Origin of the sequence: Nonomuraea sp. B10E15 (assembly GCF_039871615.1) — a bacterium.
In the GTDB taxonomy this organism is placed as follows: Bacteria; Actinomycetota; Actinomycetes; order Streptosporangiales; family Streptosporangiaceae; genus Nonomuraea.
The window spans coordinates 115,458-141,859 of record NZ_JBDPMB010000008.1 but is presented as its reverse complement, the minus strand read 5'-3'; the positions used below and the strand labels follow the sequence as shown (position 1 = coordinate 141,859).

33 protein-coding genes are annotated in these 26,402 nt (G+C 69.0%); 13 read left to right on the top strand and 20 right to left on the bottom strand.

Annotation, left to right across the window (positions count from 1 at the left end; all coding sequences use genetic code 11):
- The first annotated feature begins 617 nt into the window (after positions 1 to 617).
- Entirely contained in the window at positions 618 to 1,679 is a 1,062-nt protein-coding gene (locus tag ABGB14_RS23665) for a questin oxidase family protein (protein ID WP_347646000.1), read from the top strand.
- A gap of 44 nt (positions 1,680 to 1,723) precedes the next feature.
- Here ABGB14_RS23665 and ABGB14_RS23660 read toward each other — a convergent pair whose 3' ends face one another.
- Positions 1,724 to 2,878 carry a transposase gene (locus ABGB14_RS23660; RefSeq protein ID WP_347645999.1) on the bottom strand — a complete coding sequence of 385 codons (1,155 nt, stop codon included), beginning with the start codon at positions 2,876 to 2,878 and terminating at the stop codon, positions 1,724 to 1,726.
- 25 nt (positions 2,879 to 2,903) lie between these two features.
- Here ABGB14_RS23660 and tnpA point away from each other — a divergent pair, with 25 nt between their 5' ends.
- Together tnpA and ABGB14_RS23650 are read left to right on the top strand one after the other, a co-directional pair.
- Positions 2,904 to 3,332, top strand: coding sequence for an IS200/IS605 family transposase (gene tnpA, locus ABGB14_RS23655; RefSeq protein ID WP_347645998.1), 429 nt, complete (start codon positions 2,904 to 2,906; stop codon positions 3,330 to 3,332).
- A gap of 270 nt (positions 3,333 to 3,602) precedes the next feature.
- Positions 3,603 to 3,986: a hypothetical protein gene (locus ABGB14_RS23650; protein WP_347645997.1), complete on the top strand. Its 384-nt coding sequence runs from the start codon at positions 3,603 to 3,605 to the stop codon at positions 3,984 to 3,986.
- Between the two features lie 567 nt (positions 3,987 to 4,553).
- Here the strand turns inward: ABGB14_RS23650 and ABGB14_RS23645 are convergent.
- Entirely contained in the window at positions 4,554 to 5,261 is a 708-nt protein-coding gene (locus tag ABGB14_RS23645; protein WP_347645996.1) for an SDR family oxidoreductase, read from the bottom strand.
- 75 nt (positions 5,262 to 5,336) lie between these two features.
- Here ABGB14_RS23645 and ABGB14_RS23640 point away from each other — a divergent pair, with 75 nt between their 5' ends.
- A complete protein-coding gene (locus tag ABGB14_RS23640; RefSeq protein WP_347645995.1) occupies positions 5,337 to 5,798 on the top strand; it encodes a hypothetical protein in 462 nt (153 codons plus the stop codon).
- A gap of 44 nt (positions 5,799 to 5,842) precedes the next feature.
- Here the strand turns inward: ABGB14_RS23640 and ABGB14_RS23635 are convergent, their stop codons facing one another.
- Positions 5,843 to 6,298, bottom strand: coding sequence for a tetratricopeptide repeat protein (locus tag ABGB14_RS23635; protein WP_347645994.1), 456 nt, complete (start codon positions 6,296 to 6,298; stop codon positions 5,843 to 5,845).
- A gap of 39 nt (positions 6,299 to 6,337) precedes the next feature.
- The gene (locus ABGB14_RS23630) at positions 6,338 to 7,189 is read right to left on the bottom strand and encodes a helix-turn-helix transcriptional regulator (protein ID WP_347645993.1); all 852 of its coding nucleotides are present in this window, start codon (positions 7,187 to 7,189) and stop codon (positions 6,338 to 6,340) included.
- Between the two features lie 128 nt (positions 7,190 to 7,317).
- Here ABGB14_RS23630 and ABGB14_RS23625 point away from each other — a divergent pair, with 128 nt between their 5' ends.
- Positions 7,318 to 8,313 (top strand): aldo/keto reductase, encoded by a 996-nt coding sequence (locus tag ABGB14_RS23625; protein ID WP_347645992.1) that lies wholly within the window; start codon positions 7,318 to 7,320, stop codon positions 8,311 to 8,313.
- A gap of 15 nt (positions 8,314 to 8,328) precedes the next feature.
- Here ABGB14_RS23625 and ABGB14_RS23620 read toward each other — a convergent pair whose 3' ends face one another.
- The 10 genes from ABGB14_RS23620 to ABGB14_RS23575 all read right to left on the bottom strand — a co-directional run bounded on the left by ABGB14_RS23620 (position 8,329) and on the right by ABGB14_RS23575 (position 16,070).
- Positions 8,329 to 9,144, bottom strand: coding sequence for a class I SAM-dependent methyltransferase (locus ABGB14_RS23620; protein WP_347645991.1), 816 nt, complete (start codon positions 9,142 to 9,144; stop codon positions 8,329 to 8,331).
- A 10-nt stretch (positions 9,145 to 9,154) separates the two neighbouring features.
- On the bottom strand, positions 9,155 to 9,583 hold the full coding sequence (locus ABGB14_RS23615; RefSeq protein WP_347645990.1) for a DUF1801 domain-containing protein: 429 nt from the start codon (positions 9,581 to 9,583) through the stop codon (positions 9,155 to 9,157).
- Between the two features lie 66 nt (positions 9,584 to 9,649).
- Complete coding sequence (locus ABGB14_RS23610; protein ID WP_347645989.1) at positions 9,650 to 10,633, bottom strand: arginase family protein; 984 nt, start codon at positions 10,631 to 10,633, stop codon at positions 9,650 to 9,652.
- A gap of 32 nt (positions 10,634 to 10,665) precedes the next feature.
- On the bottom strand, positions 10,666 to 11,307 hold the full coding sequence (locus tag ABGB14_RS23605) for an amino acid ABC transporter permease (protein WP_347645988.1): 642 nt from the start codon (positions 11,305 to 11,307) through the stop codon (positions 10,666 to 10,668).
- A 2-nt stretch (positions 11,308 to 11,309) separates the two neighbouring features.
- Complete coding sequence (locus ABGB14_RS23600) at positions 11,310 to 12,065, bottom strand: amino acid ABC transporter permease (protein ID WP_347645987.1); 756 nt, start codon at positions 12,063 to 12,065, stop codon at positions 11,310 to 11,312.
- 3 nt (positions 12,066 to 12,068) lie between these two features.
- On the bottom strand, positions 12,069 to 12,926 hold the full coding sequence (locus tag ABGB14_RS23595) for a transporter substrate-binding domain-containing protein (protein WP_347645986.1): 858 nt from the start codon (positions 12,924 to 12,926) through the stop codon (positions 12,069 to 12,071).
- Between the two features lie 19 nt (positions 12,927 to 12,945).
- Positions 12,946 to 13,674: an amino acid ABC transporter ATP-binding protein gene (locus ABGB14_RS23590; protein WP_347646177.1), complete on the bottom strand. Its 729-nt coding sequence runs from the start codon at positions 13,672 to 13,674 to the stop codon at positions 12,946 to 12,948.
- On the bottom strand, positions 13,667 to 14,488 hold the full coding sequence (locus ABGB14_RS23585; RefSeq protein ID WP_347645985.1) for an FCD domain-containing protein: 822 nt from the start codon (positions 14,486 to 14,488) through the stop codon (positions 13,667 to 13,669). The genes ABGB14_RS23590 and ABGB14_RS23585 overlap by 8 nt, the downstream gene beginning before the upstream one ends.
- Positions 14,489 to 14,767: 279 nt before the next feature.
- The gene (locus ABGB14_RS23580; RefSeq protein ID WP_347645984.1) at positions 14,768 to 15,160 is read right to left on the bottom strand and encodes an SHOCT domain-containing protein; all 393 of its coding nucleotides are present in this window, start codon (positions 15,158 to 15,160) and stop codon (positions 14,768 to 14,770) included.
- A gap of 184 nt (positions 15,161 to 15,344) precedes the next feature.
- On the bottom strand, positions 15,345 to 16,070 hold the full coding sequence (locus ABGB14_RS23575) for a hypothetical protein (protein WP_347645983.1): 726 nt from the start codon (positions 16,068 to 16,070) through the stop codon (positions 15,345 to 15,347).
- A 575-nt stretch (positions 16,071 to 16,645) separates the two neighbouring features.
- Between ABGB14_RS23575 and ABGB14_RS23570 the strand changes: the two genes are divergently transcribed.
- Positions 16,646 to 17,830, top strand: a complete 1,185-nt coding sequence (locus ABGB14_RS23570) for a helix-turn-helix domain-containing protein (RefSeq protein ID WP_347645982.1) — start codon at positions 16,646 to 16,648, stop codon at positions 17,828 to 17,830.
- 156 nt (positions 17,831 to 17,986) lie between these two features.
- Positions 17,987 to 18,373, top strand: a complete 387-nt coding sequence (locus ABGB14_RS23565; RefSeq protein WP_347645981.1) for a hypothetical protein — start codon at positions 17,987 to 17,989, stop codon at positions 18,371 to 18,373.
- A 47-nt stretch (positions 18,374 to 18,420) separates the two neighbouring features.
- Here ABGB14_RS23565 and ABGB14_RS23560 read toward each other — a convergent pair whose 3' ends face one another.
- Positions 18,421 to 18,753 carry a cupin domain-containing protein gene (locus tag ABGB14_RS23560; protein ID WP_347645980.1) on the bottom strand — a complete coding sequence of 111 codons (333 nt, stop codon included), beginning with the start codon at positions 18,751 to 18,753 and terminating at the stop codon, positions 18,421 to 18,423.
- Positions 18,754 to 18,824: 71 nt separating this feature from the next.
- On the opposite strand from ABGB14_RS23560, the gene ABGB14_RS23555 reads away from it, so the two are divergent.
- The gene (locus tag ABGB14_RS23555) at positions 18,825 to 19,775 is read left to right on the top strand and encodes a helix-turn-helix domain-containing protein (protein ID WP_347645979.1); all 951 of its coding nucleotides are present in this window, start codon (positions 18,825 to 18,827) and stop codon (positions 19,773 to 19,775) included.
- A gap of 10 nt (positions 19,776 to 19,785) precedes the next feature.
- Here the strand turns inward: ABGB14_RS23555 and ABGB14_RS23550 are convergent, their stop codons facing one another.
- From ABGB14_RS23550 to ABGB14_RS23540, 3 genes are all read right to left on the bottom strand, one after another.
- Positions 19,786 to 20,091, bottom strand: coding sequence for a hypothetical protein (locus ABGB14_RS23550; RefSeq protein ID WP_347645978.1), 306 nt, complete (start codon positions 20,089 to 20,091; stop codon positions 19,786 to 19,788).
- Between the two features lie 35 nt (positions 20,092 to 20,126).
- Positions 20,127 to 20,531 (bottom strand): hypothetical protein, encoded by a 405-nt coding sequence (locus ABGB14_RS23545; protein WP_347645977.1) that lies wholly within the window; start codon positions 20,529 to 20,531, stop codon positions 20,127 to 20,129.
- Between the two features lie 175 nt (positions 20,532 to 20,706).
- Positions 20,707 to 21,690, bottom strand: a complete 984-nt coding sequence (locus tag ABGB14_RS23540) for a YafY family protein (RefSeq protein ID WP_347645976.1) — start codon at positions 21,688 to 21,690, stop codon at positions 20,707 to 20,709.
- Positions 21,691 to 21,750: 60 nt separating this feature from the next.
- Between ABGB14_RS23540 and ABGB14_RS23535 the strand changes: the two genes are divergently transcribed.
- Positions 21,751 to 22,335: a DinB family protein gene (locus ABGB14_RS23535; RefSeq protein WP_347645975.1), complete on the top strand. Its 585-nt coding sequence runs from the start codon at positions 21,751 to 21,753 to the stop codon at positions 22,333 to 22,335.
- Entirely contained in the window at positions 22,332 to 22,793 is a 462-nt protein-coding gene (locus ABGB14_RS23530) for a VOC family protein (RefSeq protein WP_347645974.1), read from the top strand. Before ABGB14_RS23535 ends, ABGB14_RS23530 begins: the two co-directional genes overlap by 4 nt.
- Positions 22,794 to 22,821: 28 nt before the next feature.
- Here the strand turns inward: ABGB14_RS23530 and ABGB14_RS23525 are convergent, their stop codons facing one another.
- Complete coding sequence (locus tag ABGB14_RS23525; RefSeq protein ID WP_347645973.1) at positions 22,822 to 23,154, bottom strand: STAS domain-containing protein; 333 nt, start codon at positions 23,152 to 23,154, stop codon at positions 22,822 to 22,824.
- A 298-nt stretch (positions 23,155 to 23,452) separates the two neighbouring features.
- Between ABGB14_RS23525 and ABGB14_RS23520 the strand changes: the two genes are divergently transcribed.
- From ABGB14_RS23520 to ABGB14_RS23510, 3 genes are all read left to right on the top strand, one after another.
- Positions 23,453 to 23,800: a MarR family transcriptional regulator gene (locus tag ABGB14_RS23520; protein WP_347645972.1), complete on the top strand. Its 348-nt coding sequence runs from the start codon at positions 23,453 to 23,455 to the stop codon at positions 23,798 to 23,800.
- Between the two features lie 87 nt (positions 23,801 to 23,887).
- Positions 23,888 to 24,946, top strand: a complete 1,059-nt coding sequence (locus tag ABGB14_RS23515; protein ID WP_347645971.1) for a DUF6745 domain-containing protein — start codon at positions 23,888 to 23,890, stop codon at positions 24,944 to 24,946.
- A 10-nt stretch (positions 24,947 to 24,956) separates the two neighbouring features.
- On the top strand, positions 24,957 to 25,394 hold the full coding sequence (locus tag ABGB14_RS23510; protein ID WP_347645970.1) for a hypothetical protein: 438 nt from the start codon (positions 24,957 to 24,959) through the stop codon (positions 25,392 to 25,394).
- A gap of 8 nt (positions 25,395 to 25,402) precedes the next feature.
- Here ABGB14_RS23510 and ABGB14_RS23505 read toward each other — a convergent pair whose 3' ends face one another.
- Positions 25,403 to 26,389, bottom strand: a complete 987-nt coding sequence (locus ABGB14_RS23505; protein ID WP_347645969.1) for an LLM class flavin-dependent oxidoreductase — start codon at positions 26,387 to 26,389, stop codon at positions 25,403 to 25,405.
- Positions 26,390 to 26,402: the final 13 nt, after the last annotated feature.

Here is a 26,402-nt window from a genome sequence, read left to right as displayed (position 1 = left end):
ACCTGCCAGCGGATCCCGTCGATCAACTGCCGCTTGCCGAACAGCGATGGCCGTCCCGGCCGCTTGGGCGCAGGTGGCAACGGCTCCAGCACCGCCCACTGCTCATCGGTCGGGTCGAACCGTCTCGTCACCGCTAGGGTGGCCTCCTCACGCGGAGTAACGCATCGATGTTCCCACCGTTATTCCTCAGGTGGCTCCCGAATTCACCAACACGACCCCGGCCCTCTCAGGCGGCACAGAGCCACTGACTGACATCTGGCTCCCCGTTTCACCTACAGAGCCAGCCCGATTTGGTCGCGGACGGTGGATCACTTCGCCGCTGATTAGGCAGGACGAGGAACACCTGCACGGTCGTGGCGGAGCGGGCAGCGACGCAACCGGGCCAGGATCTTCCAGGTCTTCACCCCTGTGGCGGTCAGCGCTTCGATCAGGCCGGCGACGGGGGCCGCGGTCAGGTCATGCGGGGCGCCCCTTGCGGAATGGCCCAGCAGAGCTGAGCGTGCTCTGGCTCCGGCACGCGAAAAGGTCAGAGTACACATGCCTAGGTCCAAGGCTGTAGGGTCTCTCGTTCGCGGGACCGAGGTGCGTGCCGGCGATCGCCACTAGCGTCCACTGTCATGAATGACACCGGGACGTTGGAAGAAGCGTACGGGCGGCTGCACAGGACGGGCCCCGAGTTCGACGGATGGCTGTCCAACCACGGTCCGATGGCGGTCGAATCCATGGTCAGACACGGATACAGCCGTGAAGTGCACCGTTGGCTCGACGCATACGTCGGCCGCCTGGACGAGCTTCCACGCGGCATCTCGCCGATCGGCGCCGAGGATTGGCGCGAGGCGCTCGGCGACCCGAACCGTCTCGGCGACTGGCTGACGTACTTCGACAGGAAGTTGAGGCAGCAGCCGTGGCGTGCCGTACTGGAAACCTGGTGGCCACGATTGCTGCCCGGTATCGCGGCCGGAGCCACCCACGGGGTGATTCGCACGGGGCATGCGATCCATGCGTTGTTGCGGCAGCAGGACGAGAGGCGTCTTGCCGAACTGGGCCAGTCACTCGGTTACTGGGCAGCGCGCTGGCAGGCCATCGCGGGCGTCGACGCGCCGTCCGGCGCCGCCGGGCCGGAGCGCGCCTTCGCCGGGATCCCCCGCGTGCCGGACCAGAGCAAGGGCATCAACCATCGCCTCGAACAGCTGGCTGGCATCACCGAGTGGGGCTCCTCGCTCACCGCGCTCAAACCGGCCGCCGACGCCGAGCAAGCTCGTGCGCACCTCACCGGGCTCGCGGACGCGGCGACCCTGCGTTACGCCGCTCACGCGCACGGCAATCCCATCATGCTGGTCCACACCGCGACGGCGCCGACAGCCGTGCTGCGGGCTCTACCCGCGTTGCCTGCCGGTGTATGGGGCGCCAGCCTCAACGCGGCGTGGGCGGCAGGGGCCGCGGTGACCGCCGCCTACGCCCCGGGCGAACCCACACCCCGCCGGGATCTGCCTGTTGTCCCCGGATCGGCGGAGGAGGTGTTCGAACTCGCCGTCCGGCACGGGGATGAGCACGTGATCAAACTCGCCGACACGGCCCTGGACGTCTACCACCGCACCAACGATCCCGATGCCCTCGCCGCGGTGGTCCGCGCGGCCGCTCTGATCAAACCCTTCTTCTCGTCAGCTTCTCGGCCCTGAAGGGACCGAGCTTGCAGCTCCTCGCCGTCGATGGATTCGACGGTTCAGGCCGCGTCGTCGGCAGCGTGACTCACTGCCCAGCCCACCTCACCGCGTGCGGCGATGTTGCGGGCTGCGTTGACGTCGGCGTGCTCAGCGAAGCCGCACGACGTGCACAGGAAAGTGTCCTGGTCGGGCCGGTTGAGCTTGTCGATGTGCCCGCACCGGGAGCATTGCTGGCTGGTGTAGGACGGGTCAACAAAGATCACCGCGACCCCGGCCCGGGCCGCCTTGTAGGCGATGAAGCCTCCCAACTGGTGGAAGCTCCACGAATGCAACGCGACCCGCTGGGGCTTGCGAAGCCGTACCCGCTCGCGGATGCCCTGGAGGTCTTCCAGGGCGATGCCGCGTCCGGTGCGTTCTGCCTCGGTCACGATGCGTTTGGCGATGACGTGGTTGACGTTGGCGGCGAACCGCGCCTCCTTGCGGCGCCGCCGCTTCAACAACCGCTTGGCCGATTTGGTCTTCTTGGCCTGCAAACGGCGGCGTAGCTCTCGGTGCCGGTGCTGGACCGCGTTCAAGACCTTGCCGCTGTGCCGAACCCCGTCGCTGGTGGTGGCGATGTTGGCGATGCCCAGATCGGTCCCGAGGAAGCCATCCGGGACGGCCACCGGCCGGTCCGGGACTTCGATGGTGGCGTGCAGGAACCACAGGCCGTCCCGGCAGACCAGGTCCGATTCGCCCCGGCGATGGGCGGCCAGCAGCGCCAGTTGGCCGTCCGAGCCGGTGAAGGCGATGCCACGCAGCCGCCCGGCGATGGTCCAGATCGACACCGTCCGGTCGTGGTGTTGCCAGGACAGGCACCGGTCGTCGTAGGGCTGGGCCGCGCGCGGGCGGAAGGAGATGGGTTTGCTTTCGGCTTTGATCCGCCGCGCCGTGCCGGGCTTGCCGAGGTGCCCGGCGGCCAGGGTGGCGTGCAGGGTGCGGTAGGCGTCGCACACCTTCTTGATCACATGCTGGGCGGCTTGGGCGGCCAGCCCGAACTCGGCCTTGATCAGCTCATAGGCGGCCTTGCGCAGGTCGTAATTGCGGAAACAGCGGGCCTCGAAGGCGAGCGCGGCGACCCGTATGGCGGCGGCGTTGGCCGCGCGCAGGGTGGCGTCCAGGGCCACCGCCTGCTCGGGCGTCGGCAGCAGCTTCACCTGCACCACCAGCCTCACAATCGAACACACTACCGTTCAGTCCATGTCACCGCGATGGGAACCGGATCCCGATATCCGGCGAGGCCGTAGCGTGGTCTACAGCCTGCATGCCCATTTGGTCTTCACACCCAAATACCGGCGCGGCGTGTTCACCGATGAAATCCTGCGCCGCTGCGAAGAGATCATGATCGAAGTGTGTGACAGCTTCGGCGCCGAACTGGTCGAGTTCAACGGCGAGCACGACCATGTCCACCTGCTGGTCCACTACCCGCCCAAGGTCGCCCTCTCGGTCTTGGTCAATTCGCTCAAGGGCGTCTCGGCCCGGCTGCTACGCAAGGAGTACAGCGCCCATGTCCGCCGCTACCTGTGGGGCGGGCATTTCTGGTCGCCCAGCTATTTCGCCGCTTCCTGCGGCGGCGCACCCTTGTCCATCATCAAGGAGTACATCGAGAACCAGAAACGGCCAGGCTGAGCCGCTCACACCAACCAGCCGTCACGGCACCGCTCGGGCTGGCGGCCCTCCCGCGCTGTCGTTTCCTCCCGGGCGTAAACGCCCCCGGGGTTCCACGCCAGAGTCGGCTGAACCGGGGAACCGCCGGCCCGTGTAATGCGCTCAACCGGATCGAAAGCAAAGATAAATCGACGCACACTACCGTAGCCATGAAAACACAACGGCATCACAGGGGGAATTCAGCTCATGAATCTACCGAGATCAACGGCTGTCGCGCTGGCAGCTGTCGCGGTGATCGGGCCGCTCCTGTCGACGGCCTCGCCGGCGGCGGCGCAGTCGGTGAGTGCATGGAACTGCACCAGCCTCAGCGGTTCCGGCGAATCGACCGATGACAAGGGCGGCCGAGATGTATGGGCCGAGTGCCACAAGGGCAGCGAGTGGGTGCGGGCGTATTTCCGGGCATACGACGAGAGGTTGGAGCTCGAAGACCACCACGGCAGCGACCCCAACAGCGTGGTGGCCTACCTGACCGTGGCAGGCTCGGGAACAGCGAGGTTCGAGGGCGCGGGCAACCGGGACCTGAGCTACGACGAAGGCAAGGCGGTCTCCGTAAAAGTGTGCACCTCCAGCTCGTCGACAAAGGTCTGCCACACGGAGCACGGGGGAAAGACCTGACTGAAGCGATTAGCGCCCAGCCTTGGCGTGTGTTCTCGGATAGTGACACATTGGGGATCGGCGCTGGTGGGTGCCGGCGAGTCTCGCGCGGCTTGTGCAATCGTTCCTGGATCAGGAACTGGTTCTCGACCGGGGAAATGCGAACGCGGAGGCTCGGGGCAATCTGATGGCGTTCGGCTTCGCCCCGGAGGGCTTCGACGCCGGGTCCGTGGAGCGGGCTCTCGTCGTCGAGCCGAGTGGTCTGCCGTTCCGGGGCAGGTTTCGGCCTGTGGACAGTCCCGCACCGGTGCTCGCACTGATGGCCGCGGACACACTGCCGGGTGCGGTGCCGTGGATCTGCGGGAGGTCACCGCCGAGGAGGACGCCGGCCCGGACGAGCAGATCGAGCACACCTTCCCGGTATTTGCCGTGCAGCTCACCCGGTGAAGTGGGTCGCATCTCGTGAAGTGGTGTGCGGCAGTAACGTACACGGGTTCGGCCTTGTCGGCCGCGCGCAGCTGAAAGGCCCGCCATCAGGGCCTCTTCGAGGTCACGGCCGTGGACGCCATGGCCGGCAGGAGCGGCACGTCAGGTCGTGAGGGCGGCCGCAGCTTCCCGGTAGATGACGTCCGGGTCCGCGGACAGCCAAGCCTTCACCTGGCGGCTCCAGTCGTCGGCGAGGACCTCGGGCCGGTGCGCCTCGATCCCGTCGAGGGCCGCCGCGACGATCACCTCGGGGGCGCTCTTGTCGCCCTCGTACCAGGCCATCATGTCGGTGTCGGCAGCGCCCAGGTGCAGTCCCGTCACCAGGGTGCGCTGTTCGGCCAATTCCAGGCGTACGCTGTTGGTGAGCGCCCACTCGGCGGCCTTCGCCGCGTGGTAGGCGCCCGCACCGTCGACGGCGAGCCACGAGATCGCGGACATGACGTTGAGGATCGCGCCGCCGGCCAGTTGGGGCGCGAAGGCGCGGATCATGTTCAGGGTGCCGTAGAAGTGGGTGTCCATCTCGCGGCGAATCGTGTCCAGGTCCCCGGCGACCAGATTTGCTCCGCTCGAGATGCCCGCGTTGTTGATGACGATCTTCACGTCAGGTGCCGCTGCCGCCGCAGCGGCGATCGATTCCGGATCGGTGATGTCCAGGCGCAGCGGGACGACCCCCGGTACGTCGACGAGGTCGGGCCGGCGGGCCGTGGCGTACACCTTGCCGGCGCCGCGGTCGAGGAGGGACAGGACGAATTGCCGGCCCAGGCCCCGGTTGGCCCCGGTGACCAGCACGTGTGCTCCGTTGATCTGCATGCGGATACGCTAGAACCTCACATCGATGTCAGAGGCAAGTCCTGTGAGGGAAGTCACGGCGCGAGCGGAGCCGTCATGGAGTCATCGGCCAGGGCAAAGTCCGACGGGGACAAAGGCTCGATCGGTGCGCTCTTCTTCGTGGTCGTTCTTGTCGCGCTTGTTGTCGGCGGGTTCGGCTGGATAGTGCACCGCAACTCGCAATGGGAGCAGATGCAACGCCGTGAGGCTGAGGGCCGCGTGCAGAAAACGGCGGCCGAGGTTTTCCGGGAATTCTCAGCGCTACCGGCGTCGGCCTCCAAGGGGAACTTCCACGAAGTCCTGGCCGGACGCGGGGTCGACCTCACGGCCTACAGCGCTCGGACCGATCGCACCGATGTGGTGATCAGAGTCCACGCGTACGCCGATACACAGCATGGCCGGCTCGCCCACCTGCGGAAATGCTTCGCCTACACCCTCATGTTCTCGGATGCGGCCAAGTCGTCGTATCGGAGCGTGGCATGCGGGCCCGGATGGAGCGTCTGGGACTTGGCGATGTGACCTTCACGCTTGTTGCCGCTCCAGAATGCGGCATGTCGGTGGAATCAGCCGAGTTGTTCGGTCAGCCGTTCCAGACCACCCTTGATGAGCCGCGCATATTCGTCGTCGCCGAGCGCGCCGATCGTGGCCTGTGCGTGCTGGAGATGCTCACGGGCGCGGTCGAGATCGCCCAGCTTGCGGTAGCACTCGCCCAGGTTGAGGTGCAACGACGGGTAGAGGCCGGCCACCGGAAACGCCACCCCGGCGTGCGCCACCCGCTCATCGGTGATCGAATCGGCGGCGGCGAGCGCTCGCAGGTCCCACAGCAGCTCCTGCTGCACGTCGTCCTGCACGTCGGCCATCGAGTGGGCGAGGACGCAGATGTGCAGCGGGTCGCCCTGCTCGCCGCCGATGTCATCCCAGATCTGTGCGAACAGGTCGCGGGCGGCCTCACGCTGGCCTTGGTGGTGGTGCAGCTCCACCGCCTGGCCGATCCGGGTGAGCGTGGGGTCGGTGATCACGGTCACTCCTTCATCGGCGGGATGCGAACGTACATTGAATCATTTCACCGTTGACCCCGAGGGGAACTCCTCGATGCCGAGCACCAGCAGCAGCTCAAGCCGCTCGCGCGTCTCGGCGTCCGCGGGGGTGAGCACCAGCAGCTGCTGACCCTGATCGGGAGTGACCAGGGTCTCGCAGTCCATGGTCAGCCGGCCGACTCTCGCGTGCAGCACGGTCTTGCGGTCGGCGCGCCGGACCGCCACCTCGTGCTCGGCCCAGAGCCGGCGGAAGTCGGCGCTCGCGGCCTGCAAACGGTCGACGAGCCCCTCGACCACCGGGTCGCCGGACCGGCGGCCGGCGACCGCACGCAGGTCGGCCACCAGCTGGCGGGTCTGGTGGTCGTGCTCCTCGGACGGGTAAGTGGCTCGGGAGGCGGGCTCGGTGAACCAGCGGTACACGACGTAGCGCCGGTCGCCGGAGAAGCCGGTGTGGTCGCCTGTCAGCAGGAGGGCCGCCCGGTTCTGGGCGAGAACCTCGCTCAGGTCGGACAGCACCATGGCCGGGTTGTCACCGAGCAGGTTGAGCATGCGCATCAGGCCCGCGCGGGCCAGGCGGGCCACCCCGTCGGCGGGCGGTGGCCGGTGGCCGGCCAGGTGGAACAGATGGTCGCGCTCGTCGTCGGACAGGCGCAACGCCCGGGCCAGCGCGCCGAGCAGCTGGGTCGACGGCTGGCTGCTGCGGCCCTGCTCGAGGCGTACGACATAGTCCACCGACATGCCGGCGAGCATCGCCACCTCTTCCCGGCGCAGGCCGGCGGTGCGGCGGCGAGGGCTGTCGGCCAGACCCACCTCCGTCGGCCGGATCGCCTCGCGGCGGCGGCGGAGGAAGTCGGCGAGCTGGACACGTTGCATGCCTTCATCCTGCCTCGCGGGGCAACGGCCGAGCCAGGGAGCGGCTCTCCCATGATGAACGCTCCGCTTTCGCGCCTGCCTGCCCGGGCACAGCATGGTGGCGACATCGACAACGAGGGGTGAATGTGATGCAGCGACGAACCCTGGGCCGCACAGGTCCGGCCGTTTCCGCGCTGGGCCTGGGTGCGATGGGGATGTCGGACGCTTACGGCGCAACCGACCGGGCCGAGAGCATCGCAACGGTGCACGCCGCGCTGGACAGCGGCGTCACGCTGATCGACACCGGCGACTTCTACGCCATGGGCCACAACGAGATGCTGCTCGCCGAGGCGCTGCGCGGCCGGGACCGCGACAGCTACCAGCTGAGCGTCAAGTTCGGCGCCCTGCGAGGGCCGGGCCGCGAGTTCGGGGGGCAGGACAACCGTCCCGAGGCGGTCAAGAACTTCCTGGCCTACTCGCTGACCCGGCTGGGCACCGACCACATCGACGTCTACCGCCCCGCCCGCCTGGACCCGGCGGTGCCGATCGAGGAGACGGTGGGCGCGATCAAGGACATGGTCGACGCGGGATACGTACGGCACATCGGCCTGTCGGAGGTCGATGCGGCGACGATCCGCCGGGCGCACGCCGTGCACCCGATCGCCGACCTGCAGATCGAGTACTCACTGATCTCCCGCGCGGTGGAGGCGGACGTCCTGCCCACACTGCGGGAGCTCGGCATCGGCCTGACCGCCTACGGCGTGCTCAGCCGCGGCCTCATCTCGGGGCACTGGTCCGCCGACCGCGCCGCCCGCCCCGGCGACGTGCGCGGCTTCAGCCCGCGCTTCTCCGGCGAGAACGTGGAGCACAACCTCGCCCTCGTGGAGGCCCTGCGCCGGGTCGCCGAGGCGAAGGGCTGCACCGTCGCCCAGCTGGCCATCGCCTGGGTGGCCGCGCGGGGCGAGGACATCGTGCCGCTGGTCGGCGCCCGTACGCGGGAGCGGCTGGCCGAGGCGCTGCCCGCGATGGACCTGCGCCTCACCGCGGACGACCTCGCGGAGATCGAGAAGGCGGTGCCGCCGAACGCGGCCCGCGGCGACCGGTACCCGTCCGCGTTCATGGCCGACCTCGGCGTGGGCAACTGAACAGTCCGGCGGCGGTCACGCGGGGAAGTCCAGGCGGTAGAAGACGGCCATCCTGCGCATGAACGGCAGCGCTCTCGCCACCGCGACCAGCGCGCGGTAGCCGGGCTTGAGCCTTTCGTATCCCGGCAGGTCGAACGCGCTCAGTTCGGTGACGACGCGTAACCGGGGGTCGATGGCCTCGAGGTCGGCACGGTTGTCCACTCCCCAGTGCAGGGTCGCGCCGGCGAGCCGGACCACCCGGTTGATCTTCTGCCACTTGATGCCGCGCCTGCTGAACGCGTCGAACACGAACCGGCCGGAGGGGAACCGGTCGATGATCGCGCGGAACAGCGCGTGGCCTTCTCCCTCTTCGAGGTACATGGTCAGGCCCTCGGCGACGACCAGTACGGGAAGGTCGCCCTCCACCCGGTCGAGCCAGGCCAGGTCGGTGACCGACGAGGGGATCACGGTGTGGTGGTCGCGTGCCGGGTAGAGGCGCTCGCGCAGGTCGATGACCTCCGGGAAGTCCACGTCGTACCAGTGCACGCCCGGCCCGGGGTCGACGCGGTGGACCCGGGTGTCCATGCCGCACCCCAGGTGCAGCACGATCGCCTCCGGATGCTCGGCGAGGAAGTCGCGCGTCCAGTCGTCCAGGTGTCTGGCGCGCATGGCGACGGTCACGGCGTCGCCGCGCCTCAAGCCGACTTTCGTGAAGTCGGTGTCGATGGCGCGCATCGCTTCGAGCGCCATCGTGTCGCCCAGGATGGGGGTGGGGGATTCGGCGTCCACGGCCCGGCCGTACAGAGTGGCGAGCATCGTCGCCTTCTCGCCACTCAGCTGCACCTTCTGCATGGACGTCAGGCTACGCCCCTCGGTGTACGCGGACGGAGTGGTCGATGAGCTCGCGCAGCGCGCCGAGGTCGACGTCGGACAACCGCTTCAGGTAGAGGCATCCCTTGCCCGCCTTGTACGGCCCGAGGCGGGCGAGCGCCGCGGGACAGCGGTCCTCGTACCCGGCGACCAGGTAGACGACCAGGTGCGCCTTGCGCGGGGAGAAGCCGGTCAGGGGCGCGTCTCCCTCGTGGCCGCTGGCGTAGCGGTAGTGATAGGCGCCGAACCCGACGATGCTCGTGCCCCACATCGCCGGCGGCTCCCCGGTGATCTCCGCCATGAGCGAGGACACCTGCTCGGCGTCCGCTCGCCGGGTCTCGACCGGCACCGCGGCCAGGAACTCCTCGACCGATGCGCCGGTGGGGCTCATGGCGGGTGCCTTCTTCGGCGCTGGACTCATGAGGACATCATCCTCCACGTGGTCGCCGCGCGGGGCGCCGGTCAGGTCCCCGCGCGGGACCGGGTGTCAGGACAGGCGGCCCTTGCGGCGCAGGTATTCGGGGTTCTCGACGGCGCGGGCCATCGTCTCGATGGCCAGCTGGGCGCCGAGCTGGGAGGTGACGTTGGAGGCCACGTCCAGCATCGGGTTGATCTCCACGACGTCGAAACCGACGAGCTCGTGCTCGCGGACGATCGCGAAGATCGTCTGGCGGAGTTCCTCGTACGACATGCCGTCCGCCTCGGCGGAGGCGCATCCGGGCACGAGTGGCATGTCGAGCACGTCGATGTCGACGCTGACGTACACCTTCCTGCCCTTGGGCAGGGTCGCGAGCACGTCGTCGATGCCGGCCTTCCTGAAGCCCTTCATGGTGAACACGTCGTTGCCGTTGGCGCGGCTCTCGGCGAGGTCGTCCTGGGCGGCCCGCATCCCGCGGCTGCCGATCTGGACGATCTTCTCGACGTTCGGCAGTTTCCCGATCTTGAGCATGGGGCTGCCGTTGCCGTATTCGGCGCCGTGGATGAAGGGCCGGTAGTCGAGGTGCGCGTCGAAGTGGACGACGCAGATCGGCTCCTCGTAGGCCCGCACCACGCCGTAGGTGACCGAGTGCTCGCCGCCGAGGACGATGGGGACGGCTCCGGCCTCCAGGATCTGGGCGGTGTTGCGGGTGATGTTCTTGAAGGTCTGCTCGGGGTTGGAGTAGATGATGTCGACGTCGCCGCAGTCCACGATGCGCTGGTTCGCGGTTTCGTACTCGAGGAAGCGCCTGTCCTCCTCAATGTCGAAATATCCGGACCTGGCCTGCATGCGGCCGTAGCCGGCGTACCGTACCGACTGCTCCCGGATCGCCCGCGGTGCCATCCGCGCGCCCGGGTACCAGGGAGAGCCCTCGTCGTTGGGCACCCCCAGGATGGCCAGGTCGGCATCCAGCTGGGAGAGGTCGCTCACGATGGGCGACCGCTGGAAGCTCGGGATGCCAACGAACGGAAGGTTGAGCCGTAGATCCGACATAGTGCGTGATTTTCCTTCTTGTAGGTGATGCGTCAGGCATCCAGCCGCAGCTCAAGACGGCGAGCGACGCGGCTGAGGCCATAGTTGAGCAGGAAGTAGCAGACGGCGGCGAAGCCGAGCACCGCGAACGGCTCGGTCAGCAGCCGGGAGTTGGTGACCTCGACCCGGTGGAAGAACTCGAAGACCCCGATGATCGAGACCAGCGAGGTGTCCTTGATCAGCTTGATGAACTCCGACACCAGTGCCGGGGCCATGCGGCGCAGCGCCTGGGGCAGCACCACGTCACGCATCGTGCTCGCCTGGGACAGGCCGGAGGCGCGCGCGGCCTCCCACTGCCCGGGCGGCACGGAGGCGATGCCGGCGTGGACGATCTCCGCCAGATAGGCGCTGGTGAACACGCCCAGCGCGACCACACCCGCCCAGAAGGGGGTCAGGTCGAACCCGAGGTCCGCCAGGACGAAATAGCAGTAGAGGATGAAAACGATCAGTGGCGCGCTGCGGATGAGCTGGATGTAGCCGATCGCCGGCCACCGGACGAGCCGCGAGCGGGCCGAGCGCATCGCGCCCGCCAGCACGCCGAGCACGGAGCTGAGCACGATGGCCAGCACCGCCAGCTTCGCCGTCTCCCAGAGCCCGGCCAGCATGAACGGCAGGTTGTCGATGATCGCGCCCATGGTCACGCCTCCAACGCCGGCGTTGGGGTGGCGGTCCTGGCGCCCGGCCGCATCCTGGTCAGCATTCCCCGGACGATCAGAGCCAGCAGCGCGGACTCGGCCAGGCAGATCACGATGAAGATGACGAGCGCAGCGGTGTAGGCCTCGAATGCGGCGAAGGTGGCCGACTCGATCTGCTGCGCCTGGAAGACCAGGTCGGTGACGCCGATGGCCATGACGACGGAGGTGTTCTTGGTGGCGCTGATGTACTGGTTGCCGATCGCGGGGAAGGCCAGCGCGAACGCCTGCGGCAACACCACCGCGCGCATCGCCGTCCAGTAGCCGAGGCCGCCGGCCCTGGCCGCCTCCAGCTGCCCTCTGGGCACCGACTGGATCCCGCTGCGCAGCGCCTCCGCCACGTACGCCGAGGTGTAGATCGTCAGGCCGAGCAGCCCGGCGAGGAACTGGTTGCTGTAGACCGGGTTCAGCGGCGCGGCAGCGGCCCTGACGAGGTCCAGGCTGAACATGCCGAAGCTCCAGAAGACCAGCTGCACGAGCAGCGGCACGTTGCGGAAGAACTCGACGTAGGCGGAGAGCAGCCAGCGCAGCGGCGCCAGCGCGGGCACCGTCGACACGCGGCCGAGCGCCACCAGCGTGCCCACCACCGTGGAGCCGATGATGGCGAGCACGGCGAGCTGGAGGCTCACCCACGCGCCGTGCAGCAGGAAGCTCCTGCCCGGATCCTCGAGCACCACGGACCAGCTGAGGTCGTTGAACATGGCTCAGGACCCCGCGGGAAGGACACGGATCTCGTACGGCTCGGGCAGCACCTTGCCCCACCACTTGGCGTAGATGCGGTCGTAGGTGCCGTCCTCGGCCATGCCCATCAGCGCGGTGTTGACCTCGTCGCGGAGGGCGGCGTCGCCCTGGCGGAACCCCATGGCGAGCGGTCCCTGCGCGATCCCCGGGCTGACGATCTTGACCTGCTCGCCCGCCTTGTCGGCGGCCGACTTCAGGCCGGTGAGGATGCCGACGGTGGTGCTGACGGCGTCGGCGTCGCCGCGCAGCAGTGACTGCAGCGCCGTGGGCCAGGACTGGAAGCTGAGGATCTTCGCGCCCGGCGCCTTCTCCCTCAGCACGCTCTCTTCCGTCGAGCCCTGGACCAGCGCCACCGTCTTGCCGTCGAGCTGGTCGACGCTGGAGATCTTGGAGTCGCCGCGCACCATCAGGCGCTGGTCGTCCTCGAAGTACGGCTCGGAGAAGTCGACCGCCCTGTCACGCGCCCGAGTCGCGATCATGGTCGCGGTGATCACGTCGATCTTCCCGCTGTCCAGGTTGGCCACCCGGTTCTTCGGGTTGACCTCGACGAACTTCGGCCTGACCTTCAGCCGCTTGGCGACCTCCGTGACGAGGTCGATCTCGAAGCCTTCCGGCTCGGTTTCGCCCTGCCCGATCGACCCGAACGGCGGGGTGTCGAACTTGACTCCGAACACGATCTCCCCGCGTTTCCTGATCTTCTCCATCGAGTTGACTCCGGTCCCGCCCTTGGTCTCCGCCACCGGGGACAGCCCCGCCCTCGGGCGGTCACCGCAGGCGGTGAGCAGGAGCAGCGCGAGCGCCAGGCACACGACCCCTTTCATCCGTACAGGCACCTCTCTGTCAGATATGTGAGACCCGGCGCAGAAACTCCTGGGCCCTCTCGGTCGACGGGCTGGCGAAGAAGTCCTCGGGCGCGGCGCACTCCACGACGCGACCGCCGTCCATGAACACGACCCGGTCGGCCACCTTGCGCGCGAAACCCATCTCGTGCGTGACCACGACCATGGTCATCCCGCTGCCGGCCAGGTCGACCATGACCTCCAGGACCTCCTGGATCATCTCCGGGTCCAGGGCGCTGGTCGGCTCGTCGAACAGCATGATCGCCGGGTCCATGGCCAGCGCGCGGGCGATGGCCACCCGCTGCTGTTGCCCGCCGGAGAGCTGCGTGGGCAGGCTGTCCGCCTTCTCCGGCATCCCCACCCGTTCCAGCAGGTCCATCGCCCGGCGGCGGGCCACGTCCTTGGAGACCTTCTTCACCCTGACGGGGGCGAGCATGATGTTCTGCGCCACCGTCATGTGCGGGTAGAGGTTGAAGTGCTGGAAGACGAAGCCCACTCCGCTCCGCAGCTCGTTCAGGTTCGTGGCCTTGTTGTGCGGATCGCGGCCGTTGACCACGATCGTGCCGCCGGAGACGTCCTCCAGGGCGTTGACGCAGCGCAGCAGCGTGCTCTTGCCCGAGCCCGACGGGCCGAGCAGAACCACCACCTCGCCCTCGGCGACCGACAGGTCGATGCCGTTCAGCACCTCAAGGTCGCCGTACGACTTCTGTACGCCGGTGAACTCAATGATCGGCATCCGGCTCAGGCCCTCCGCGCGTGTCGTGTCCGGTAGGTCCGGGCATGCCCCAGGTGAGCAGCCGCTCGACGATGGGGGCGGTCTCTTCGGTGAGGAAGCGGCCGGCCTCGTCCAGCAATCGATCCATGTGGGCGCGCATCGCCTCCTCCGCCGCGTCCGCCCGCCCCGCGGCGATCGCGTCGGCGATCCGCTGGTGCTCGATCACCGTGACCTCGCCGGAACGGTGCGAGTCGAGCACGACGTCCAGGGCCGCCTCCAGGCGGTCGAGCGCCGGATCGAGGACGACGTCGAGCATGGCCTTCACGATCGGATTGCGGGTGCACCTGGCCACCCGGCGATGAAAGGTCAGCGCGATGTCCCGCGGCACTTCGTGAACGTCGGCGAAATGCCTGCCGTGCCGCTCGACCAGCCGGGTGAGCGCCTCCGCCGAGGAGCCGTTGTCCTGGGCGAGCGCCGCTTCCCTGGCCGCCTCGGGCTCCACCGTCCGCCGCGCACGCAGCAGGTTGATCAGCCCTTCAGAGGTACGTACCTGCGTGCCTTCCAGGAACCGGGTCGCGGTGGTGCGCCCGCGCAGCACCGCGGCGACGTGCTGGCGGCCGGACGAGGTGAGCATCCGGCCCTTGGTCCCCGCGGCCACGGTGAGCCCGCGCCGGTCCAGCAGTCGCAGCCGCCGGGCGACCGTGGCCTCGCTGATCTCCAGGTCGGTGTCCAGCTTCAGCGCCTGCAGCACCTGCCGCGCGCCCAGCGGTTCCGGCGCTCCGGCGAGCACCTCGAGGATGGCGTCAGCCGAGCGTTCCTCCACCTTCACCACACCACTCCCACCGGCGGACCACCCACGAGCCCATGTCCGTTACGTCCCGTTTTGTACCTCTTTGCCGCGTTGGTACATCAGTCAAATCTGACAGACGTCCGTCATGGGTTACAGGCGTGATGCATTTAGGTAAAGGTAAGGTTACGGCTGGCCTGGCGTGGGTTCCCGGCGACGGTCAGGCGGGAGCGGGGTGACGAACGGCGCCGGCGATTCCGACGTGGCTGCCCCGGCATGAGAGAGCACACCACCCGGTCCACCCGACCGGCACCAGGCCCTTCACATCGCCAGGACTTTGGCCTTGGCGTGCTCGTACTCCTCCGCGGTGAGTTCACCATGGTTCTTGAGATCGGCCAGACGAGTGAGTTCGTCGGCCTGTCCGGTCGTCCGCCCCAGGCGGCGTTCGACGGCTTCGTAGTAGCGGGACTCGCGTCCGGCCCTCACCGCGAGTTCTCTCTCGCCCATCCCCTTGCCGCGAGCGATCAGGTACACAAGGGCGCCCAGCAACGGCAGCACGATGACGAAGATCGACCAGCCCGCCTTGCCCCAGCCACTCAGCCTGTCGTCGCGGAAGATGTCGATGATGATCTGGAAGAGCAGCATCAGCCACAGGACCCAGAGGAAGAACCACATCATCGTGAGGAAGATATTGAGCAACGGATAATCATCCATTGGCCCTCGCCCCTTCCACCTAGCCTGTCCGGCGTTTCTGGATACGTCACCGGAGAGCCATAGGATGAAAGCAGTCTACGAAAACCCTCCCACCGCGAGCAAACCGCCAATCAAGAAAACGCGCGAAATGGCACGAGATTTTAGGATGGATCACCTCGACTTTTTCTCCGGCAGCCGCGGGAGATTACTGCGGTCGCATCAGGTCGAGGTCCTCGCCCCATGCGTCCAGCACCGCGCCGTGCCCGGCGTGCCGGGCCGCCGCCTCGACCTGGGCGAAGAGGCGGCGCTGCACGAGCACATCACCCGTTGCCGAGATGCGGTCGGCGGCGTCCAGCAACCTGCCGGTGTCCCAGCCCGGCAGCGGATGCCGGGTGAGCTCCCACTCCAGGTACTTGTTGTAGGGGCGGGGGCGGCGGTCCATGGCGAAGAGCAGTTCCAGCAGGAACCTGACGCTGTCGGCGGCGTCGAGCCGGGCGGCCAGCGCGTGTCCGTCGCGGTCGTTCTTGACGGATCGGTAAAGGGAGTTGGCGTACGCGTCGAGCCATTCGCCGCAGTCGCGGAACGCTTCGTCGGCGCCGAGCCGCGCCTTGGCCGCCACGATCCGGGCGATGCCTCCGTCGAGGCGGTCGAGCACGATCCTGGCGCGGGCGAGGGCGTAGCGCTCGAAGCCGGGCATGCCGACCGTACGGAACTCGGCGAGGGAGACGATGACGAGGTCGAGTTCGGGGCTGCGGTGGCCCGCGAACCGGGTGAGATCCGTGGTGGCGCCGTCGGCGAGGACGACGTACAGGTCGTGGTCGGAGTGCTCGGTAGTCATGCCGTCGTGGGCGTGGGAGCCCTTGAGCACGAGGCCGACGACGGCGGGGTCGGCTGCTGCGCGTTCGACGAACGCCTGGTAACTCGAGGGCATCGTGAGCTCCGATGAGACGCGTACGCGGGCGACTGGTCACAGCCGTGCAGATCGGGTCTATGGGGTCAAAGCAGGTGAGGTGCGATTGTGCCAGGTGGACTTCGCCGGGGCGGCCTTCGTCTGACGGGACGAGGCATTTGACCGGCATCCGTCCACGCGCGGGTCCCGGCCGGCTGTCCGAGCCGGGGCCCTCGGAGCCAGGTCGGGTTCGTACTCTTCCGGGTCCTTCAGCCAATCCGGGCCACAGCGCGGAAGAAACAGCGCTAATCCTTCTCCCCACAGAGGGTCAGACCCGTGGAAAATCCTTAGTCGGGCCATTGTTGCCGGGCCCGCCCGAGCGCACCGAGGCGGAATGCAATCACCTCGTGATCGTGCGTCACAATTTCGGTCATCACGAATCACCGGCCGCATGAAACTTTCACCGCACCCCACGGCCATAATGGCGCTTTCCACCTTCCCCACCTGGTCACGCGCCGATTTCCAAGAAACCCACTGATACGAAAGCATCCGGCCGACGAATACCGGACGCGCGTTTCAGGGAGACACGACCAATGGCGACGTCACGGGGAGAATTCATGGGCGACCTCTTCGGCATGCTCAGAAACCGGGTCGACGACAACGCGAGGAGGGTGGTGGACGCCTGCGTCGGCGAGCTCGCCGGTTTCCAGGCGATCGAGCCGAGAGCGCGGGCGTCGATGATGGAGTTCGCGGTCGTCGTACGGCAGCGGACGGCCGACCTGGCCGCCTCCGGCGAGCCGCTGCTGGACAGCGACCTGGCCTTCATCGAGTCGGTCGGCGAGCAGCGCGGCATGCAGGGCGTGGCTCCGGGATGCCAGCGCGGCGCGCTCGCGCTGCACGCGGCCTTCACCATGCGAGAGATCTCCGAGGCGGCCGGGCCCGGCGACCTGACCGACACGATGCGCATGATCGACTGGCTGGCCCAGCAGGGCGCGACGGCGCAGGCGGCCTACACCCGCGGCTACTTCCGGGGATACGAGCGTTTCCTGCCGACCGCCTCGCGCGTCCACCTGCTGGCCACCATGGTGCTGCACGACGACCCCATGGCCGGCGGGCTGGCCGGCAGCCTCGGAGTGCCGCTGGCCGAGCACTACCTGGTCACGGTGGTCCGGGTGGCCACGGCGCCGCCGAAGGAGTGCAGGGAGGAGGTCGTGTGCACCCTGCTGCAGCGGCATCGCGTGCCGTTCGGATGGCAGGAGCCGGACGAGTTCGTGGCGCTCGTGCCGTACCACGGGGCGCGGCCGGAGCACCGGGCGGCCGCGGAGGGCTCAGGACTGGCGCTGGCGCGGGCGGTCGCGGAGGGCGTGGGACGGCCGTGCTCCGTCGGCATCGCCCACGGGCGCCGCCGCGCGCTCGTCCAGGCGGCCGCGCTGGCGCGGAAGGTCAGCCGGGTGGCGCCGATCGAGCGGGTGCCGCGCCGGTCGTACGGGGTGGCCGACGTGTTCGCGGAGCTCGGCGCGGTGGAGACGCCGCAGGTGGACCAGTGGTTACGGGAGACCGCGCAGCGGCTCGGCGACGGGCCGGAACTGGTGCCCACGCTGGACGCCTACTACCGCAACGACATGAACCGCCTGCGTACCGCCGAATCCCTGCACATCCATCCCCGCACCCTCGACTACCGGCTGCGGCGGGTGCGGGAGCTGGTGGGGATCGAGCCGGGCTCCACGCACGGCGTACGGGTGCTGAGCACCACCGTCACGCGGATGCTGGCGGGCGCGTGGACCGAGCACGGCCTGGCCTGACCGCGCCCGAGCCCTTTGACATCAGTGACAACCGTCCCCCGGCGGCCGCGGCGGAGATTTACGAGAAGTGACGATGACCGGCGCTCCTGGCTTGGCGAAAGTAGCACTGACAAGGCTCGGCCGGCCGCCAGGAAACCCAGCGAGAGGTTCGATCACATGGCTGTACATGCGAGAAGAACGCTCATCGGCGTGCTGACCGCGATCGCGGCGCTGCTGTTCTCTGTCGCGCTCCACACGGGTTCGGCCGCCGCGGCGCCCGAACGCGGGTTCACCGACCAGTCGACCGAGCTTTCTGACGCCCAGGGCAAGGGCGGCGCCGGGCTGGCCGCCACCTACTCGTGCTCCCGCAGCGTCCCCATCCCCGCGTACTACGTCGACATCGACTGCTCGGTGTTCAGCGGGGCGATCAGGGTCGTGGTGATCTGCTCCGACGGTTACCAGTTCGCCAGCCCGATCATCTTCGCCGGCTACCGGTTCACCGGGCGCGGCACGTGCGGGCCGCCGTGGACCGTACGGACCACGAACGTCGAACAGGTGTTCTGACCGGAACATCCGTCACCGGAGCCACCCGGGATCGCCGGGTGGCTCTTTCAGCCTTCCGGATAGAAGAGGAACAACGTGCAGCCCGTCACCGTCTGCGGAACGTGCGAGGACCCCGCGGGGGCGTGGATGAAGGAGCCGGCCGGGTAGTCCCGGTCGCCGTCGTTGAAGACGCCGGAGACCACGAAGACCTCCTCGGGGCCGGGTTCGTGGACGTCGATCCCCTGCCAGCAGGTGTTCGCGTCCATCTCCAGCACGCAGGCCTTCGCGCCGTTGTCCCCGGTCCACAACATCCGCGCCCGGATGCCCGGGAAAAGCTCGCGAACCGGAGCGTCCTGGACGGCTGCCCACGCATAGGCGGAGGCGCTCTGTTCTGTCGTCATAGGGCCAGCCTGGCGGCCGGTCATGGCCCTCGCCGAGTGTCAGAAAAGACATCATGCGGTACTTTTACGCCATGCATCGGGTAACGGCGCTGATCCGCCCGCCGCAGTCCACTTTCGAGCTCGGCTGCGCGGCCCAGGTGTTCGGCATCGAGCGGCCAGGGCTCCCGAAGCGCTACACCTTCAGCGTGTGCACCGAGCGTCCTGGCCCGGTCGCGACCCATGCCGGCTACGACATGCTCGTGACCGACGGGCTGGACGCGCTCGACCGTGCCGACACCGTGATCGTCCCGGGCTGGCTGCCCGCCGATGTCCCGCCCGCGCCCGCGGTCGTTCATGCACTGCGCCGGGCGCACTCCCGCGGAACGCGGGTGGTCAGCATCTGCTCCGGCGCCTTCGCGCTGGCGCACGCCGGCCTGCTGGACGGGCGGCGGGCGACCACGCACTGGGCGCTGGCGGACAAGCTCGCCACGCGTTTCCCCGAGGTGCGGGTCGACCCGGATGTGCTGTACGTCGACCATGGCGACGTGGCGACCAGCGCAGGCGCCGGGGCCGGCATCGACCTGTGCATGCACCTGGTCCGCAACGACCAGGGCGCCTGGTACGCCGCGCACATCGCACGAACCATGGTCATGCCGCCGCACCGCGAGGGCGGGCAGTTGCAGTACGCGGCGCCGCCGCACCCCGTCCAGATCGACGGCACGCTCGCGCCGTTGCTGGAGTGGGTCGCCGGAAGGCTCGGCGAAGCGGTCACCATCGAGAGCATGGCCGCGCACGCGGGCCTGTCGACGCGCACGCTCACCCGGCGGTTCGTCGATCAGCTCGGCACCAGCCCGGGGCAGTGGCTGCTCGCCCAGCGGATCGCCACCGCCCGGGGCCTGCTGGAGTCGTCCGACCTCCCGCTGGACGCCGTCGCCCGCCGCGTCGGTCTCTCTTCGGCCACCAACCTCCGCAGGCGTTTCCTCAACGCCCTGGGCACGACGCCCGGCGCCTATCGCCGGGCGTTCCGGGCCGGACCGCGATGACGCGGCGATCTCACTTGCTCCTGCCGGATTTCACGACGAGCCGTTGCGGACCGTTGACGTTGTTGGCGCTGCCGCGTGTCGAATTGTTGGACCGGTAGGAATCGATCACGTTGGAGAAGTTGCCGCTGTTGACCGACCGGCCCTTGCTCCAGTAATTTCCCGCCTTCTTGGCATTTCCCCGGGGCCGGATATTTCCGGTCTCCGCCGCGAAGGCCGAGGAATCCGCCACGAGCACCTGTTGCCCTGGAGAAGCCGGTGTGCCGGCCGCGAGCACCGCCAGCCCGCAACCGGCGATCAACAGTCCGGCCCTGCTCATATCGTTCGTCCTCCCGAAGGTCCGCGCGTGGTGCGTCATCGGCGCACCGAGTGGGTCTGGGCTCCGTTGGCCGCGTTGCCGCTGCTGGTCGCGTTGTTGCTGTCCGTGGATCCGTTCCCGTTCACGAAGTTGCCGCTGTTGATGGGATCGCCTTCGTTGTGGTAATTCCCGCTGTTGGTGGAGTTGCCGCTGTTTTCAGCGCCGTTGATGCACTTCGTGGGCGAGTTGGACGAAGGAGAGTTGTAGGCGACCAGCCGGTTTCCGCAGAAGAAGCTGGGGACCATGGTGATGACCGTGCCCAGGTCGGCGCCGGCCAGCTGGGCCAGCTGGGACGGAGGCCGCGGTTCTGCCACCGAACTGACGGCGCCGGCCAGCACCACGCCGCAACCGGCCACCACGACCGCCGCCAGCCGCAACGCATTTCTCGCGAAAAATCTCACAAACGCCTCCGGTTTCGGGCCAGGAACTTCCCGTCGCCGCCGAGCGTAGAGTCACCCGCAAAAAGCGAACAACGGCGTCGGCACCCTGCCGGAGTTTCCGTGAAAGCCGGCTACACAAAATTTACCGGTGGAAAAGTCGCCGCGACGCGCGGGGAGACCTCGGTGCTGGGGATGATCACACCGGTCCGGCGTCGGCCGCGCCTGCCGCGAGCAGCCTCTCCGCCAGCTCGCGGCAGCGCCCGACGAGCTCCGGAGGGTAGAGCACCTCGAAGGCGTGCCCGAGCAGGAGCACGTGCATGAGCACGAAGTCGAGGTTGCCGCCGCCGCTGAGCACCTCGCACCGCCCGGCTCCGCACGGTCGCACCACGGCCGCCGACGGCGGGACCTGCGCGCGCACCGTGTCGGCCGGGGCGTGCACGAGAAAGCGTGCCTGGTGCGGGTAGACCCGGCTCGCCACGCTCTCCTGCACGTACGCCGCCGCGTCGGGCGCCGCGCGAGGGCTGAAGCGCCAGGTCCTGGCCGTCACGCCGGCCATCCGGTCGACGCGGAAGCTGCGCCAGCCGTCGCGGTCGAGGTCGTAGGCGAGGAGGTACCAGCGCCGGTCGGAGGCGACGAGGCGGTAGGGCTCGACCCGCCGCCGACGCACCTCGCCGCCTGACGGGTAGTCGAAGCCGGCCTCGACCTCGTCGCGGCAGGCTCGGGCCAGCGTCATGAGCATCTCGGGGTCGACCGGCGTGCGACCCCCGCCGAACGACTCGACCGAGCCGGAAAGGGCGCGGACCTCGTGCCGCAGCCGGGCGGGAAGCACCCGGTCGAGCTTGCTCAGCGCCCCCAGTGCGGCGTCGCCGGCTCCGGCGACAGCGCCGCCCGCGCCGGCCAGCAGCGAGACCGCGATGGCGATGGCCTCCTGGTCGTCGAGAAGGAGCGGCGGCAGGTCCTGCCCGCGGCCGAGGCGGTAGCCGCCACCGACGCCCTGGGTGGCGTGCACCGGATAGCCGAGGGTGCGAAGCCGCTCGACGTCGCGGCGTACCGTGCGCGGCGTGACCCCCAGCCGGCCGGCGAGCTCGGGACCGGTCCAGAGCTGGCGCTGTTGCAGCAGCCCGAGCAGGGTGAGCACCCGCTCGGTCGTCCCCCGCTCGTCACCGTTCGCCACGTCCATGACGTCCAGCCTGCCAGATAGCGGACCGATTCTGTCCGCTAGTGCAGCGACAGTGAATCCATGGACACACGAACACCCGACTGGAACCGCTCCCTGCGCGAGCAGGCGGAGTGGCACTGGAATCACCACCTCAGGCCGAGGCTCGACGGCCTCACCGACGAGGAATATCTCTGGTCACCGGTTCCCGACGCCTGGAGCGTGCGGCCGCGCGGGACCTCGACGGCGCCCGTGCAGGCCGGCGCCGGGGATCTCACGATCGACTACGCCTTTCCCGAGCCGTCCCCCTCGCCTTTCACCACGATCGCCTGGCGGCTCGGCCACGTCATCGTCGGCGTGCTCGCCATGCGCAACGCGGCGCACTTCGGCGCGCCGCCCGCGTCGTACGAGACCTGGGAGTACGCGGGCGACGCGGCCACCGCGCTCGACCAGCTCGAGACCCAGCTCGACGTCTGGCTGGCCGGGGTGCGCGGCCTCGGCGAGGACGGGCTCCTGGTCCCGGTCGGCGAGAAGGAGCCCTACCCGGACGCGCCCATGGCGGATCTGGTGTTGCACATCCACCGTGAGCTGATCCACCACATGTCCGAGGTGTGCCTGCTGCGCGACCTCTACCTGCACACGAAAGCCGCGAACGGAGCAGCCCGATGAGCCGCGAGATCCAGGTCACCTTCGACGCCCACGACCCGAAGGCCCTGTCCACCTTCTGGCGGGACGCGCTCGGTTACGTCCACCCCGGACCGCCCGGGGTGGACCTGCCCGAGGGCGCCGACCCGCTGGCCGCGTGGGAGGACTTCCTGGAGCGCGCCGGCGTGCCCGAGGACCAGCGCAACGTGGCGTCGGCCGTCGAGGACCCGGACGGGCGGGGCCCACGCCTGTTCTTCCAGCGGGTGCCGGAGGACAAGGTGGCCAAGAACCGTGTCCACCTCGACGTCCGCGCGGCTCCCGGGCTGGAGGGAGACGAGCGGATGGCGGCGCTAGAGTCCGAGTGCGACCGGCTCGTCGCGTTGGGCGCGACGCGTGTCCGCCGCCACGAACCCGACCAGCAGATGAGCGCCGGATTCATCGTGATGACCGACCCCGAGGGCAACGAGTTCTGTCTGGACTGACCGCCCCCGCGGGAACGGGGGCGGCACGTCAGTCGAGAAGGGTCAGGCCGAGCAGGCCCGCCAGGCGGCTCAGCTGCGGCTGAGCGTTGCGGATGACGGTTGAGCCGCCGGAGGCGAAGGACTGCAGAATCCGTACGGCCGACACGTCGGCGAAGGAGAGGTCGCTGACGTCGATGATCAGGTGATCGTCGATGTAGCGGGCCTCGGTCAGCGTGCGCAGGACCTCTCCGCTGTTGCTGGAGTCGATCTCACCGATGAGACGGATCACGGAAGGCCCGGCGTTGACGGTGCAGGTGACCTGCAGGATGTGGTCCACGTACAACAGGTGCTCCGGCGTGGGCGGAGGCGCTGACAAGACCATGTCGCCCTCGTCGGCGCACGAGGTCTCGACAGTCGTGTGGCGGTCTCGGCGCACGTGCCGAGCCGCGTTCGCAGGGCGACGCGATCCGTAAGCCGGTCGCGGCTTGACGCTGTGCCTCGCGTGCGACATCGCATCCCCTCTGATCATCATGGGCGTCGAGCCTGGGCGGGCGGACACCTCTACGCTAAACTAGTAAGCAGAATACCGGAATAGCTTTTCTGCAATCAAACTTCGTGCAACGAGGTGCAGATCATCGTATGCTGCTGGTCAGCTCGACACCGGGAGGAGCCGTACAGGGATGGAAAGGGAAGGCGCACGCCGCGCAGCGTGGACGTTCCTGACCAACCATGCGCGGGTGCTCCTGGCGATCGCCGTCGACCCGCAGGTGAGGGTCCGTGACATCGCCGCATCGATCGGCATCACCGAGCGCGCGGCCCAGAGCATCGTCTCCGACCTGGAGGAGTCCGGCTACATCCAGCGCAACAGGGTCGGCCGCCGCAACCACTACCACATCGAGCCCGGCCTGAGCTTCCGCCACCACACGGAGGCCGACATGCCCGTGCAGGTGCTGATCGACATCTTCACCCACCGCGATCTCCCCGATGGCGGCACGCCCTCCCTCAAGGAGCAGGGCCAGGCCCGCTAGCCGCTGGACACGGGCGACGCCGATCTGTCACCATTCATCCATGATCGTGAGAAAGGACGACGCCACCCGCATCCGGTGAGCGTCCACGTGCAGCGGGAAGCTGCCGCAATCCGCGAAGCATGGCTGGGCCGGGCGTTGTCGACGCGGCCCGCCGACCGTCCGGCCGCAGAGGCCGCCATCTCGGGGCTCTACCGACTGATCGGCCTGCCCCCACCCCGTTTCCACTGGGTCTCGTCGCCCGCCAAGGGCCTGGCGACCGTGCCGCCGGGGACCCGCGCCTGGGAGAGCATCGACCGCCTGGCCGAGTGGCCCGTGCCCGGACGGCTGTCCACGCTGGCGAGCACGCTGCGCCACGAGCTCGACGCACGGGTCAGACCGCGTCGGCAGCCGCTCGACCAGATCGTCCGCCGTACGACGTTCTTTCCCCTACAGCGGTCCGTCACCAGCACCCTCGTCCCGGCGCTGAACGCGGCGCACGAGTCGCGGGCGCTCCGGCGCGTCTGGTACGACACGCTGTACGTCTCCTGGATCGCCGAGTACGACGCGCTGCGCCGTGCCGCCGGCGCGGTCTTCACCGGCGAGCAGCGGCGCCACCTCGGCCTGTGGACCGCCGCGACCACGTCGTGCGGCTGGTGGTGGCCCAGGGAGGACACGTGCGTGGTCTCCGAGCGTCCCGCCGCCCTGCACACCGAGGTGTGCGGCGAGAACGGCGAGGTCCGGCCGCACCACGCGGACGGCCCGGCCGTGCGGTACGCGGACGGCTGGGACCTGCACGCCTGGCACGGCATGCCGGTACCCGCCTGGGTGATCACGGATCCGAACGTGCGGCGGATCGCGGACGAGCCGAACGTGGAGGTCAGGCGGTGCGCGATCGAGCACATGGGCTGGGCCGCGTACGTCGGCCAGGCCGGGCTACGGCTCGTCGCCACCGCGCCCGACCCCGGCAACCCGGGCTGCGAGCTGCGGCTCTACGACATGCGAGGGGGAACGAGGGTGCTCCTCGCCGTCAACGGATCCGTCGAACGCGACGGCCACCGGCGCCGCTACGGGCTCACCGTGCCGGCCTTCGACGACCCGATCGCCGCCGCCGGCTGGACCTACGGGCTGTCCGCCGAGCACTACTCCCTGCTCCAGCGCAGAACCTGAGGTGATGACCATGAACGTGACTCTTGCTTCCCTGACCCGGCGGACCGGTCTCACCGTGCTCGACCACCTCGAGCAGTCGGTCCGCATCCCCGTCGTCGACGGCCTCCAGGCCCAGGGCGACCTCATCGTCATCCCGCTCGCGATGGTCGCCGGCTCCGTCGAGGCCCGGCACCAGGCCGAGTGGGAGCCCGTGCCGTCGGCGGGCGTCGAGCTGCTGCGCGGCGAGGCCGGCGGCAACCCGCACACGCTCGTCGCCGACCCCGGCACGTGCCTCTGGACGAATCAGGTGATGGACTCCGACCGGCTGGCGATCGGCATGTTCCAGGCGCACGCCACCGTCTACCTGCTGCACCCCGAGCATGGAGGCACGGGGTGCGCGCCGGGCACGTACGTGGTGCGGCGGCAGCGCGAGCGCGAAGGCCCCAGGATGCGCCTCGTCGCCGACTGACTCCGACCTCAGGCGCGCAGCCCGTGAACGTCCGCGAGGAGCTCGGCCGAGCGCATCCAGGCCTTCCTGTCGACCGCGGAGAACGCGACGATCAGCTCGTCGGCCTGGGCGTGCTCGGCGAAGCGGGCGACGTACGCCTCGACCTCGGCCGGGTTGCCGACGGCGGAGTATTTGGCCATCTGCACGATCTGCTGCCCGGCCGGCGACTCCAGGATCATGTCGGCCTCCTCCTGCGTGAACGTGCGCCCCCGGCCGAGGAACCGGGTGACCCTGAGCCGCTTGGAGGCCAGGAACTGCTCCTCGGCCTCCTCCGTCGTCTCGGCGGCGATCACGTTGAGCGCCGCGATGACGTGCGGCCGGTCGAGCTGCGCCGATGGCTTGAAGTCGCGCCGGTAGACGGCCACGGCCTCCTCCAGCGCGTTGGGCGCGAAGTGCGAGGCGAACGCGTACGGCAGGCCGAGCGCCGCCGCGAGCTGGGCGCCGAACAGGGAGGAGCCGAGGATGTAGAGCGGCACGTCGGTGCCCTTGCCGGGCGTGGCCTCGACGCCGGGGATGCGGGACTCGCCCGTCAGGTAGCCCTGGAGTTCGAGCACGTCCTGCGGGAACGAGTCGGCGGAGGCCGGGCTGCGGCGCAAGGCCCGAAAGGTCTGCTGGTCGCTGCCCGGCGCCCGCCCGAGGCCGAGGTCGATGCGCCCGGGGTGCAGGGTCTCCAGGGTGCCGAACTGCTCGGCGATGGTCAGCGGCGCGTGGTTGGGGAGCATGACGCCGCCCGCGCCGAGGCGGATGGTGCTGGTGTGCGCGGCGACGTGGGCGATCAGCACGCTGGTCGCCGAGGAGGCGATGCTCGGCATGTTGTGGTGCTCGGCGTACCAGATGCGCTTGTAGCCGAGCTCTTCCGCGCGCTGGGCGAGCGCCACGCTCGCGGTGAAGCTGTCGCGCGCCGTCTCGCCCTCGCCGATGTGCGCAAGATCAAGTATGGACAACGGCAGAGCCATGGGTACGCGCCTT